This is a genomic window from Streptomyces sp. NPDC058637 (assembly GCF_042717325.1).
Lineage (GTDB): Bacteria > Actinomycetota > Actinomycetes > Streptomycetales > Streptomycetaceae > Streptomyces.
Window position 1 is genome coordinate 125,147 of the sequence record NZ_JBHXRD010000001.1, and the last position, 12,170, is coordinate 137,316.

Annotated in this window: 10 protein-coding genes; 5 read left to right on the top strand and 5 right to left on the bottom strand. The window is 72.2% G+C overall.

Going from position 1 to position 12,170, the window contains the following annotated elements:
• Positions 1 to 42: 42 nt before the first annotated feature.
• Positions 43 to 906, bottom strand: coding sequence for a shikimate dehydrogenase (locus ACFWVP_RS00560; RefSeq protein WP_384492734.1), 864 nt, complete (start codon positions 904 to 906; stop codon positions 43 to 45).
• Positions 903 to 1,382, bottom strand: a complete 480-nt coding sequence (locus ACFWVP_RS00565) for a type II 3-dehydroquinate dehydratase (RefSeq protein WP_384492735.1) — start codon at positions 1,380 to 1,382, stop codon at positions 903 to 905. Before ACFWVP_RS00565 ends, ACFWVP_RS00560 begins: the two co-directional genes overlap by 4 nt.
• 194 nt (positions 1,383 to 1,576) lie before the next feature.
• Here ACFWVP_RS00565 and ACFWVP_RS00570 point away from each other — a divergent pair, with 194 nt between their 5' ends.
• The 3 genes from ACFWVP_RS00570 (at position 1,577) to ACFWVP_RS00580 (ending at position 4,819) form a co-directional block, all read left to right on the top strand.
• Complete coding sequence (locus ACFWVP_RS00570; protein ID WP_384492736.1) at positions 1,577 to 2,239, top strand: TetR family transcriptional regulator; 663 nt, start codon at positions 1,577 to 1,579, stop codon at positions 2,237 to 2,239.
• Between the two features lie 182 nt (positions 2,240 to 2,421).
• Positions 2,422 to 3,783 (top strand): MFS transporter, encoded by a 1,362-nt coding sequence (locus ACFWVP_RS00575; protein ID WP_384492737.1) that lies wholly within the window; start codon positions 2,422 to 2,424, stop codon positions 3,781 to 3,783.
• 73 nt (positions 3,784 to 3,856) lie between these two features.
• A complete protein-coding gene (locus ACFWVP_RS00580; protein ID WP_384492738.1) occupies positions 3,857 to 4,819 on the top strand; it encodes an AEC family transporter in 963 nt (320 codons plus the stop codon).
• 69 nt (positions 4,820 to 4,888) lie between these two features.
• Here ACFWVP_RS00580 and ACFWVP_RS00585 read toward each other — a convergent pair whose 3' ends face one another.
• On the bottom strand, positions 4,889 to 6,973 hold the full coding sequence (locus ACFWVP_RS00585) for a bifunctional glycosyltransferase 87/phosphatase PAP2 family protein (protein WP_384492739.1): 2,085 nt from the start codon (positions 6,971 to 6,973) through the stop codon (positions 4,889 to 4,891).
• A gap of 251 nt (positions 6,974 to 7,224) precedes the next feature.
• On the opposite strand from ACFWVP_RS00585, the gene ACFWVP_RS00590 reads away from it, so the two are divergent.
• Positions 7,225 to 8,337, top strand: a complete 1,113-nt coding sequence (locus ACFWVP_RS00590) for a DUF2330 domain-containing protein (RefSeq protein ID WP_384492740.1) — start codon at positions 7,225 to 7,227, stop codon at positions 8,335 to 8,337.
• Between the two features lie 2 nt (positions 8,338 to 8,339).
• On the opposite strand, the gene ACFWVP_RS00595 is transcribed toward ACFWVP_RS00590, so the two are convergent.
• Positions 8,340 to 9,461, bottom strand: coding sequence for a serpin family protein (locus tag ACFWVP_RS00595; RefSeq protein WP_384492741.1), 1,122 nt, complete (start codon positions 9,459 to 9,461; stop codon positions 8,340 to 8,342).
• Between the two features lie 44 nt (positions 9,462 to 9,505).
• Here ACFWVP_RS00595 and ACFWVP_RS00600 point away from each other — a divergent pair, with 44 nt between their 5' ends.
• Entirely contained in the window at positions 9,506 to 9,982 is a 477-nt protein-coding gene (locus tag ACFWVP_RS00600) for a GNAT family N-acetyltransferase (protein ID WP_384492742.1), read from the top strand.
• A 50-nt stretch (positions 9,983 to 10,032) separates the two neighbouring features.
• On the opposite strand, the gene ACFWVP_RS00605 is transcribed toward ACFWVP_RS00600, so the two are convergent.
• Entirely contained in the window at positions 10,033 to 12,075 is a 2,043-nt protein-coding gene (locus ACFWVP_RS00605; RefSeq protein WP_384492743.1) for a DHA2 family efflux MFS transporter permease subunit, read from the bottom strand.
• Positions 12,076 to 12,170: the final 95 nt, after the last annotated feature.

Below are 12,170 nucleotides of genomic sequence, written 5' to 3' on the forward strand. Positions count from 1 at the left end.
TCGGCGGGCTGCGGTGGACCCGCGCGGCTTCGGTGGGCGGCTTCAGCGGGTGGACGTGAGGTCGGCGATATCGGCGAGCATGCGTGCGGTGTCGGGTTCGCGGCCGGTGAAGAGCCGGAAGGAGTCGGCGGCCTGGTAGGCCGCCATTCCTCCGCCGTCGAGGGTGGCGCAGCCGAGCGCGCGTGCGGTGCGTACGAGGGCGGTCTCCAGCGGCCGGTAGACGACCTCGGCGACCCACTGCGCGGGACGCAACAGCTCCGCCGGGAGCGGCAGTCCGGGATGGGCCGCCATCCCGACGGGGGTGGCGTTGACCAGCCCGTCGGCCACGGCCGTCCGCGCGGCGATGTCGAGGAGGTCCGAGGCGGCGGCCCGCCCCGGGCCGAAGTGCCGGTTCAGGGAGTCCGCGAGGGAGTCCGCACGCTCCGGCACGGCGTCCAGCACCGTGAGCCGTCCCGTGCCGAGGGCGAGCAGGGCGTGGGCGACGGCGGCTCCCGCCCCGCCCGCGCCCAGCTGTACGACCCGGTCCAGGGGTACGTCGGGCAGGCCGCGGGCGAAGGAGGCGGCGAAACCGGTGGCGTCGGTGTTGTGTCCGATCGCCCGGCTGCCGTCGAAGACCACGGTGTTGACGGCACCGAGCGCCTCAGCCTGCGGGGAGAGCGCGTCGAGGTGGGCGAGGACCTGCTGTTTGCAGGGGTGGGTGACGTTGAGCCCGTCGTAGCCCATGTCGCGCGCGCCGCGGACGAGTTCACCGGTCCGCTCCGGCGGGACACCGAGCGTGCCGATGTCGATGAGGCGGTAGAGGTAGCGCAGCCCCTGCCGGTCCGCCTCCCGCTCGTGGAGGGCGGGGCTGAGCGAGGGGCCGATGCCGGAGCCGATGAGGCCGACGAGGAACGAGTCCGGACTCAACGGTTCTCCTCCAGGAGCTGGGCGAGGTGGGTGAGGGCCATGGCGTCCCCGTGGGCACCCGCACCACAGATGACGGTGTCCGCGACGGCCGGGACATGACTGTGGTGGCGGAACGCCTCCCGCCGGTGGATGTCCGACAGGTGTACCTCGACGACGGGCAGCCCGGCGGCCGCGAGCGCGTCGCGCAGGGCGACCGAGGTGTGGCTGTATCCCGCAGGGTTGATCACGATGCCGCGGTGGACGGTGCGGGCCTCATGGACGGCGTCGGTCAGCACGCCCTCGTGGTTGCTCTGCCGACAGTCGGCGTGGAGCCCGCGGGCCGCGGCCACGGTCCGGCGGAGCTCCTCGATGTCGGCGAGGGTGCCCGTGCCGTAAACGGCGGGCTCGCGCAGACCGAGCGGACCGAACAGGCCGAGATCGGGCCCTTTCGGTACGAGGACCGGGGCACCCCGGAGAGTGTCGGCGTGGTTCGGCATCGCTCACTTCCCGTTAATGTACGGACTGGTTAGTTAGTCGCACCCAACAGTCATACCCAAAGGCGGGCGCCCTGGGAAGACCCCCGAAGACCGCGGACCCGCCGCCCGGCCGCCGGGCGCGGGCCGCGTCGGCCGCCCGGGATCCCGGCTCCTAGAATCGCGGGCACGCGACCGACTGCCCGTGAAGGATCCGGATGACCAGCACCGAAGGACCCGCAGAACCCGCCGGGCGCACCCGCGACGCGGCACGCACGCGGGCCGAGATCCTCACCGTGGCGACGCGGGAGTTCGCACGCCTCGGCTACGCGGGAGCACGGGTCGACGAGATCGCCGCCCGCACCCGCACCACGAAGCGGATGATCTACTACTACTTCGGCGGCAAGGAGCAGTTGTTCACCGCGGTGCTGGAGCGGGCGTACACCCGGATCCGAGAGGCCGAACAACTGCTGGACGTGGAGCATCTGGACCCCGTCGCCGCGGTGCGCCGGCTGGCCGAGCTGACCTTCGACCACCACGAGGACCATCCGGACTTCATCCGGCTGGTCAGCATCGAGAACATCCACGAGGCCGAACACATCGCGGCCTCGGCCGAGTTGAGCCGTATCAGCTCACCCGCGATCGACGTACTCACCCGCATCCTCGACACGGGCCGCGCGTCGGGACTCTTCACGGCGGACGTGGACGCCGTGGACCTGCACGCGATGATCAGCTCGTTCTGCTTCTTCCGCATCGCCAACCGCCACACCTTCGGAGCACTGTTCGGCCGGGACCTGGTCGCCGCCGGCCGGCGGGAGCACTACCGGACGATGCTGGGCGACATGATCATCGCCTACCTGACGGCCGACCGGGCGGCCTGATCCCGCCGCCGGGAACTTCCGGCGCCGCCCAAGGACCCGGCGGAACGGTTCGTGCGCGAACTCTTGACAGGGACGCCTCCTCCTCGCAGCATCCGTAGCCACCCGCAACTAACTAACTAGTGCGTTAATTAACGCCCGGGCCGCTCGCCTCCCCGCACGGAACGTCCCCGAAGGAGTACGACGTGACCGTTCACGACCCCGCCGCCGGTCCCCCGCTGCCGCAGCCCCAGCCCCGCAAGGCCGCACTCGCCGCCTGGATCGGCAGTGCGCTGGAGTACTACGACTTCTTCATCTACGGCAGCGCGGCGGCGCTGATCTTCCCGAAGGTCTTCTTCGACGAGTCCGATCCCGCGAACGCGACACTCCTGTCGCTTGCCACCTTCGGTGTCGCCTACGCGGCCCGTCCCATCGGCGCGCTCTTCCTCGGCCACTTCGGGGACCGGCTCGGCCGAAAGAAGATCATGGTCTTCACCCTGATGCTGATGGGCCTCTCGACCTTCCTCATCGGCTGTCTGCCCACCCGGGAACAGATCGGCGGCGCCGCACCCGCCCTGCTCGTCCTCCTGCGCGTCCTGCAGGGCATCTCCGCCGCGGGCGAGCAGGCCAGCGCCAACTCGATGAGCCTGGAGCACGCGCCTGCGCACCGGCGCGGCTACTTCACCAGCTTCACCATCAACGGGACCCAGGCCGGCCAGCTGCTCGCGACCCTGGCCTTCATCCCGGTCGCCGCCCTCCCCGAGGAGCAGCTCCTCTCCTGGGGCTGGCGCATTCCGTTCTGGCTGAGCGTCGCCGTCGCCGTCGCCGGATACGTCATCCGGCGCACCCTGGAGGAGACTCCCGTCTTCGCGAAGCAGGTGGCCACCGGGGGCGTGGCGAAGATGCCGCTGACCGTGCTGCTCCGCGACCACTGGGCCGATGTGCTGCGGGTCGTCGCCGCCGCCGTGATCGCGACGGTCAGCACGATATTCACCGTCTGGGCGCTGTCGTACGCGACGAGCGACGCCGTGGGCATGAGCCGCACCGGCATGCTGTGGGTCGGCGCCCTGGCCAATCTGGTCGCCCTGTTCACCATCCCGCTGTGGGCCCGGCTCTCCGACCGCGTCGGACGCCGGCCGGTCTTCCTGATGGGCGCCGTCGGCAGCGCGGTGGTGATGCCGCTCTACCTGTGGGCGATCTCCACCGGCAGCTACCCCTTGGTGCTCGCCCTGGGGCTTCTCGTCTTCGGTGTCGTCTACAGTGCCGCCAACGGCGTCTGGCCCTCTTTCTACGGGGAGATGTTCCCCACCAGGGTCAGGCTCTCGGGCATGGCCATCGGCACCCAGACCGGCTTCGCCGTCGCCGGTTTCGCCGTGGCCTTCGCCTCGCAGATCGCCGGCCCCGACGGGGACGACTGGACCGGGGTCGCGCTGTTCGCCGCCGCGCTCTGCCTGCCGCCCGTCGTCGCGGCGTTCACGGCACGCGAGACCGCGCACGTGGAGACGGAACGCCTCGGGGAGCGGGACGAGCCGGTGGCCTCGGGGACCGGGACGCCGCTCGGGGTCTGATCCCGGCCCGGTGACCCAGGGACCGTACGGCCCCCCGCAGGGCCGCCGTGCCCCTCCGGGGATCATGAGACGCATGAACGCCCTGCTCACCGGCTTCGCCCCCGTCTGGACCCTGACCGCCATCGGTTACGCGGCCGGGCGGGGGCGGCTGCTGGGGGAGCAGGCGGAGGCGGTGCTCGGCCGGTTCGTCTTCCATGTGGCCATGCCCGCGGCCCTGTTCATGATGGTCTCGCGCGCCGACCTGGGCTCCTTCGTGAACGCGTCACTGATCGTGTTCGGCGCCGGATCGGTCCTCGTGTCGGGTCTCGGTCTGCTGGTGGTCCGGCGCTTCTTCGGCCGCAAGACGGCGGACGGGGCGATCGGCGGCATGGCGTCGGGGTACGTCAACTCCGCCAACCTCGGCATACCGGTGACCGTCCAGGTGCTGGGCGACGCGTCGTTCGTCGCCCAGGTCATCCTGTTCCAGGTGCTGTTGATGTCCCCGGTGGTCCTGACCCTGCTGGACACCGGCACCGACCGGGGCAGCGCCCACTGGCGGGCGGGTCTGCGCCGCATGGGGACCATGCCGGTCCGCAATCCCGTCATCGTGGCGTCCGTGCTCGGTGTGGCCGTGTCCGCGGCCGGGCTGCGCCTGCCCGACGCGCTCGCCCGCAGCGGAGACCTGCTGGGGGCCGCCGCCGTACCCGCCGCCCTGATCACGCTCGGCCTGTCGCTGCACGGCCGGCCGGATCCGGCGGACCCGGTCGCCGCACCGGGCAGCCGGGCGGAGGTGGCGGTGGTGGTGGCCCTCAAGACGGTCGTCCACCCCCTGGTCGCCCTGGTCATCGGCGGTCCGCTGCTCCTGGACCTGCCGGACGGTCAGCTCCTCGCGGTGGTGCTGTGCTCGGCACTGCCGACCGCCCAGAACGCGTTCGTCTACGCCCGTGAGTACGGTCTGGACACCACGCTCGCCCGCGACGCCGTGGTCGCGTCCACGCTCGTGTCGATGGCCACGCTGTCCCTGACCGCCTGGGCGCTGGGACCGTCGCGCGGCTGAGCCCTTCCGGTGGCGGATCCGTGTTTCCGTGCCGGCGCCGGTCCGACGCGGCGATCGTGCGCGCGGGCCCTACCGCTTCCCGGCCGTGGTCCCGGCCACCGGCGCCCCGTCGTCCTCCCTGTCGCCGTTCCCGTTCCCGTCCCCGTCGTCCTCGTCCGCCGTACGCCCGGACGCCGGGCGCGCCTCGTCGTCGGTCCTGGGCAGCAGCTTCCGGGGCCCGGACAGCACATGGGTGAGCCCGAAGCCCAGGGCGACGACCAGCGCTCCGCCGACCGCGTCCAGCACCCAGTGGTTGCCCGTGGCCACGATGGCGGAGACCGTGAACAGCGGGTGGAGCAGCCCGAGGACCTTCATCCACGTCCTGGGCGCGAGGAGCACGATCACCACCCCGCACCACAGCGACCAGCCGAAGTGCAGCGAAGGCATCGCCGCGTACTGGTTGGTCATCTCGGTCAGCGCCCCGAAGTCGGGGCTCGACAGGTCCTGCACCCCGTGGACCGTGTCGATGAAGCCGAGGCCCGGCATCAGGCGTGGCGGGGCCAGCGGGTAGAGCCAGAAGCCGACCAGGGCCAGGACCGTGGCGAAGCCGATGGAGCTGCGGGCCCAGCGGTAGTCCGGGGGCCGGCGCACGTACAGCACCCCGAGGATGGCGAGCGGCACGATGAAGTGGAACGTCGAGTAGTAGTAGTCGAAGAACTCCCGCAGCCAGGTGATGCCGACGACCGCGTGGTTGATCCGGTGCTCGATGTCGATGTGCAGCCACTGCTCGACGGAGTGGATCTGCCGGCCGTGCTCCTCGGCGGTGGCACGGCCCGCGGTCGCCGCCAGCCGGACCTGCGCGTACGCGGAGTAGACGACCCGGATCAGCAGGAGTTCCAGCAGCAGGTTGGGGCGGCCCAGCACCCGTCTCCAGAAGGGCACCAACGGCACCCGGGCGAAGCGGGACGCGACCGGCCGGGCGTGGTCCGTGGGAACGGGGCGCTGCCAGTACGGCGACGTACGGAACAGGAACGGCGCCACGCAGGCCGCGCCGAGGGCCGCGACGAGCAGCACGTTGTCGCGTACGGGCAGGAGCACCCCGACGTTCGGGAACAGCATCTTCCCCGGCAGGGTGACGACGAGCACCACGACGGCCGGCCACACCAGCCGGTCCGAGGCACGGGTGCCGACCCGGCCCACGACGGCGAGCAGCACCCAGAGGAGCTGGTGCTGCCAGGCGGTGGGCGAGACGGCGGCGGCCACGCAGCCGGTGACGGCGACCGCCAGGAGGAGCTGCCCGTCCCGCGCGTAGCGGGCCGCGCGCCGCAGCCCGACGAAGGCGACGGCGGCGGCCAGCGCCAGGAACAGCGCGATCTCCAGGGGCCCTTCGAACCCCAGGCGGAGCAGTGCGCCGTGCAGGGACTGGTTGGCCAGGCCGGCCGGGCTGTCGCCGAGTCCGGCGCCCGCGAGGTGGCCCACCCAGTACGTCCACGAGTCGTGCGGCATCGCCGCCCAGGCCAGCGCCGTGCAGACGGCGAAGGCCGCGCCGCCGGCCGCCGCGGCCCGTCGCCGGCCGGTGAGCCAGAACAGAACGGCGAAGAGCAGGACGGTGGGCTGCAGGGCGGCGGCGACGCCGGTCAGCACGCCCGGCAGGCGCTCGCCGCGCACCACGAAGCAGGCGAGGACGACCAGCAGGACGGGCAGGACGCTGGTCTGGCCCAGGTACAGGGTGTTGCGCACGGGCAGCGACACCATGAGCAGGGTGATCGCCACGGGGGCCGCGAGGAACGCGGTGCGGCGGCTGACGGGGCCGGGCAGGGCGCGGGCCGCGACGAGGCCGAGTGCAACGACGAGCAGCAGCGTGCCGAAGGTCCATGCCACGCCGAGGGCCTGTTCGGCCGAGGTGGTCAGCGGCTTCAGCACCAGCCCCGCGAACGGCGTGCCGGTGAACCTGCCGGGGTCGTACAGGGAGCCCACGGCACGCAGCACCCCGTCACCGCCCGTCCAGGCCGCCAGGTCGGCGAGGCGTTCACCGGGCTGCTCCCGCAGCACCACCGCCATCTGCCGTACCGCCAGGACGGCGACGACCATCCAGAGGGCGATCCGGGCCGCCCCGGCCCTCGCTCCCGGGTCCGCCGCCACGTTCCCCCGCACACTGCGCTCCGCATCTGCCACGCCGCGCCGACCCTCCCACCGTTCGTGCACTGTCCCGTAGGCCCGGGTATGTGCGGATGAAGCCTCGCATTGCCCTGTGAGGTAGACCCAATCAACCCCCTCTTCGCCTGACTGTCACCACGCTTTTGCCCGAAAGAATTCCCAGAACGTGAATGCCGCTCCCCCGCGCCGGCCGGAACCGGATCGATCCGGCCACTCGTCCGATCATCTGACCGGCCGTAGGTGCGCCGGACTTCCGGGGGAGATGGATCATGCGTCACGGACGGACGCCGGGCGGCACGTACCGACGGGTGCTGTCGCTGCTGCTGGTGCTGGCGGCCCTGCAGTTCGGCTCGCTGATCGCCCCGGCGTACGCCTGCGGATGCGGGGCGATGGTCACGGCCGACGATGCGCGGCTCTCGGTGGGCCGGGAGACCTCCGTCGTCCACTGGGACGGGCGGACCGAGCAGATCGTCATGCGGCTCACGGTCGACGGCGACGCCCCGGAGGCTGCCTGGATCATGCCCGTGCCGCACCGGGCCACCGTGGAACTGGGGGATCCGGGCCTGTTCGACGAACTCGCGGAGATCACCGCTCCGGTGTACCGGGACCGGCACTACTTCTGGCCGCGCGAGGGCGACTGGCCGCTGGAGGGGACGGACGGTGCCGGTGCCCCGGCGCCAGGTGCGGCCGGGGCTCCGGACGTCGGCGTGGTGGGCCGGGAGCGGCTGGGGCCGTTCGACGTGGCCCGGCTGACCGCGACGGACCCGGAGGCGCTGCGCGGCTGGCTGGAGTCGAACGGCTTCGAGCTGCCCGACCGGCTGGCGTCCGCCCTGCGCCCGTACGTCGCGCAGGAGTGGGAGTACGTCGCGGTGCGCCTGGCACCCGAGGAGGACGGGGCCGCCCTCGGCGGCGCGCTCGAACCGCTGCGGCTGAGCTTCGCCAGCGACCGGCTCGTGTACCCGATGCGGCTCTCGCGGCTCGCCCGCGACGGGCAGTCCCTGGGCCTGTACGTGATCGCGGAGCACCGGATGGAGCCGGCCGGAAGCATCGGCGGGCGGGAGCCGGAGGTGACGTACGCCGGTCGGCTGGGGCGGACCGCGGACGGCGGCGCGCTCGGTGAACTCGTGGCGGACGGACCCGCGTTCCTGACCGCGATCACCCAGTCCTTCCCGGAGCCGGAACGGATCGACGGCGACCACGAACTGCGCGCGGCCGGCGCCGACCCCCCGTACCGGACCGTCCACCACGTCGACCGGCTGCTGACGGTGGGCGGTTTCCCTGTCTGGCTGCTGACGGTGCTCGCCCCGGTGCTTCTCCTCGCCGTGGCCGTACCGTTCCTCCTTCGGGCGCGGCGGCGACCGCTGCCGCCGCCGCTCCCCTGACCTCAGTCCTCGTACGCCGGGGCGTCCGCCTGCCACCCCGCGAACAGGGGGACGTCCGAGGTTCCGTCCAGGACGACGACGCCGAAGGGGCGGTCGAAGGCGATGTGCCGCACCACCTGCGGGCGGGGTGCGGCCAGTCCGCGCGGGGTCACGACCGTGACCGCCGCGGCCTCCACACCTTCCTCCGCGATCTTCAGCACGGCTTCCTGCACTACGTCGGAGACATGGAGGCGCCGGGGCGAGAGCCCGGAGAAGTCCGCTGCGAACGCGCTGTTCGCGAGCCGTACCCCGAGCGCGGCCAGTTGGCCGGTGACCTGGATCCTTGTACGCAGGGTGAAGCGTGGAACCGCGATGGTCACCCGGTCCGCGTCCAGCGGGGCACGCTCCCCAAAAGGCGCCCACGCAGCGGGCAGGACCCGGTCCGGCCCCGCGCCCGGCTCCCCCAGGACGAGCCTGATCCGTGCCGGGGCGGCACCGTCCGCCTCCCTGCGGCAGCGCAGCTCCACGACGTCCGCGCCCGCCACCGTCCAGCCGTCCCGCACCGGGACGGCCGCGTGCATGGTCGCCGCCGGGCGGGTCGTGCCCGCCGCGTCGGTGAACGGCAGCCCCACGGTGCGGTCCGCGGCGAACGGGGTCTCCCAGAGCGCCTTCAGGGCCAGGGCGTTGACCAGGGCGAGGGCGACGTCGTCGTCCAGCTCCAGCGGCAGCCGCTCGATCAGGCCGCCGGTCCGCCCGCACACCCAGGCGTCGATCCCGTCCGGGTCCATCGGCCCGAAGGGAATGCCGGGCAGGGCCTGTTCGAACTCGGGGAGTACGGGCACCCTGGACCACACCCGGGTGGCCACGCACAGCGCCCCGGTCCGCTCCCAGTCCCGCGCCGCGCCGGTGACGACGGCCGCGGCCTCCTGGTCCGCGACCCCGAGCAGGGCGCGGAGTTCGGCGGCCGTCTCCTGGCGGGCGCCTGCCGCGACGGCGGTCAGCGCCAGCCAGAGCCCCGCCGGTGAGCACACGAAACTTCCCTCGCCCTCGCGCGCCAGCTCCCGTATCCACCGCTCGCCGAGCCGCCGGACCGCCGCGTCCCGGGTCGCCGTGCCGGTCTCCCCCACCATCGCTGCTCCCTGCATGTAAATGGTTCGTCATCCGGTCGTACCGGAGCCAGGATGAACCAATGACGTGGACCGTGGCCCCCGAACGATTCGATACCCCCGATGCCGCGCTGCTGCGGCGCGACTACTACGACGAGGTGGCGAGCCGCTACTGGGGCCGTCCCGCCACCGCCGGGGAGATCGACGAGGGCCTGGCCGGAGACGGCGTCGAGCGTCTCGGCCGGCCCACCGGCGAGTTCCTGGTCGGGCGCCACGGGGGTGAGCCGGCGAGCTGCGCGGGGGTGCTGCTGGTCGACGCGGACACCGCCGAGCTGACCCGGGTGTTCGTGCGCCCGGCGTTCCGCGCCACGGGGGGCGGGGGTCTGCTGCTCGCGGCCGCCGAGCGGGCGGCACGGTCCTTCGGGGTGCGGCGGATCCGGCTGGACACCCGCAACGATTTGGTGGAGGCGCGCGGGCTCTACGCCAAGCACGGATACCGGGAGGTCCCGGCGTACAACCAGGGGCCGTACGCGGAACACTGGTTCGCCAAGGAGCTGTGAGCCCCGGCGGTCTTCCGGTCCGCGCGGGCCCGCTGAGGCGTACGCCGCGGTCAGGCCGAGTGGTCGCGCCGCGGTTCGGGCATGTGCGGGCGCTCCTTGCTCGATCCGCTCACCTCGGCGGTCAGTTCCGTCACGAGGCGGACCAGATCGGTGGGCCGGTCCGGGCCCCACCAGTCGCCCAGCATCTCGGCCAGGGACTCCTCGCGGGCCTGCGAGAGCTTGACCACGGCCTCGGCGCCCCGGTCGGTGAGCACCAGCTGCAGCCCCTCGCGACGGGCCAGGCCGCGCCCCTCCACCTGCCGGGCCGCCTCGGTGATCACCTTCAGCGGCACGGGGGCGACGTCGGCGAGCATGGCCGGTTCGACGGTGCCGTGCCGTTTGATGCGCAGCAGCAGCCAGCTGGCCGCCGGGAGCAGGTCGTACCCGGCCCTGGCGGTGATCTTCTCGTAGATCTCCCGGCGTCCCTCACGGGTGGCCAGCACGGACAGGGCGCGTGCGCACTCGTCGTACGAGGACCGCTGGACCGGGTTCGACGCGAGGGTCTCGCTGGTGTCGGGGGCGGTCACCGAACCCCGCAGGGGGTCCTCCCTGAGGAACCAGGCGAAGGCGAAGGCGACCACGACGACGGGGGCCGCGTAGAGGAAGACGTCGGTGATCGAGGTCGAGTACGCGCTGAGCACCGAGGGCCGCAGGTCCGCGGGGAGCCGGTCGATGGCCCGCGGGTCCGCGGCGAGGGCCTCGGCGTCGACCCCGGGCGGCAGGGAGCGTCCGGCGAGTGCCTCGCCGAGTTTGCCGGTGAGCCGGTTGGTGAAGATGGTGCCGAAGACAGCCACGCCGAAGGACGCGCCGATGGAGCGGAAGAAGGTCGCTCCGGATGTGGCGACCCCCAGGTCCTCGTAGCTGACGGAGTTCTGGGCTACCAGTACGAGTACCTGCATGACCAGGCCGAGCCCCGCGCCGAAGACGAAGAAGTAGATGCTCATCTGCAGGGTGGAGCTGTTCTCCGACAGTTGGTGCAACAGCATCAGGCCGGCCGCGGTGAGGGCGGTGCCCACGACGGGGAAGATCTTCCAGCGGCCCGTCCGGCTGACGAGCTGGCCGGATCCGGTGGAGGTGATCAGCATGCCGAACACCATCGGCAGCATGTGTACTCCGGACATCGTCGGTGTGATGCCGTGGACCACCTGGAGGAAGGTCGGCAGATAGGTCATCGCGCCGAACATCGCGAACCCGATGATGAAGCTGATGACGGCGACGAGGCTGAACGTCCTGATGTGGAACAGCTTGAGCGGCAGCACGGGTTCCGGCGCCCGGCGCTCGGTGTGGACGAACGCCACGAGGAGCACCACGGCGAGGACGGCGAGGGCGATGATCTGTACGGAGTCCCAGGCCCAGGTGGTGCCTCCCAGGGAGGCGACGAGGACCAGGCAGGTGGCGACCGAGGCGATGAGGAAGGTGCCCAGGTAGTCGATGGTGTGCTTGGTGCGCCGGACCGGGATGTGCAGGACGGCGGCGATGACGAGCAGGGCGACGACGCCGATGGGCAGGTTGATGTAGAAGACCCAGCGCCAGCTGAGGTGCTCGGTGAAGAATCCGCCGAGGAGCGGTCCCAGGACGCTGGTCACGCCGAATACGGCGCCGAACAGGCCCTGGTACTTGCCTCGTTCACGCGGGGTGACGATGTCGCCGACGATGGCCATGGACAGGACCATCAGTCCGCCGCCGCCGAGCCCCTGGAGTGCCCGGAAGCCGATCAGCTGCGGCATGTTCTGGGCCACGCCGCAGAGGGCGGATCCGATGAGGAAGATGACGATGGCCGTCTGGAAGAGCTTCTTCCGGCCGTACTGGTCGCCGAGCTTGCCCCAGAGCGGGGTCGCCGCCGTCGCGGCCAGCATGTAGGCGGTCACGACCCAGGACAGATGGTCCAGGCCGCCGAGTTCGCTGACGATGGTGGGCAGCGCGGTGGAGACGATCGTCTGATCGAGTGCGGCGAGCAGCATGCCGAGGAGCAGTGCGCCGATGGCGACCAGGACTCCGCGCCGGGACCTGCCCTCGCCCGGTGCGAGGGGCTGGGGGCTCAGCTGCTCGGCCATGTACATCTCCTCGGGTCCGCTTCCACCCCATCCTGGCCGCTGTGCCCCGTTATGGCCTGCCGAGCGGCGGGCGGGCGTTGGGCGGCCGGGCGGCA

Coding starts and splice junctions, on each gene's coding strand:
- ACFWVP_RS00600 (WP_384492742.1), top strand. CDS start 9,506: ATGACGTGGACCGTGGCCCCCGAACGATTCGATACCCCCGATGCCGCG.
- ACFWVP_RS00595 (WP_384492741.1), bottom strand. CDS start 9,461: ATGCAGGGAGCAGCGATGGTGGGGGAGACCGGCACGGCGACCCGGGAC.
- ACFWVP_RS00570 (WP_384492736.1), top strand. CDS start 1,577: ATGACCAGCACCGAAGGACCCGCAGAACCCGCCGGGCGCACCCGCGAC.
- ACFWVP_RS00565 (WP_384492735.1), bottom strand. CDS start 1,382: ATGCCGAACCACGCCGACACTCTCCGGGGTGCCCCGGTCCTCGTACCG.
- ACFWVP_RS00605 (WP_384492743.1), bottom strand. CDS start 12,075: ATGGCCGAGCAGCTGAGCCCCCAGCCCCTCGCACCGGGCGAGGGCAGG.
- ACFWVP_RS00590 (WP_384492740.1), top strand. CDS start 7,225: ATGCGTCACGGACGGACGCCGGGCGGCACGTACCGACGGGTGCTGTCG.
- ACFWVP_RS00580 (WP_384492738.1), top strand. CDS start 3,857: ATGAACGCCCTGCTCACCGGCTTCGCCCCCGTCTGGACCCTGACCGCC.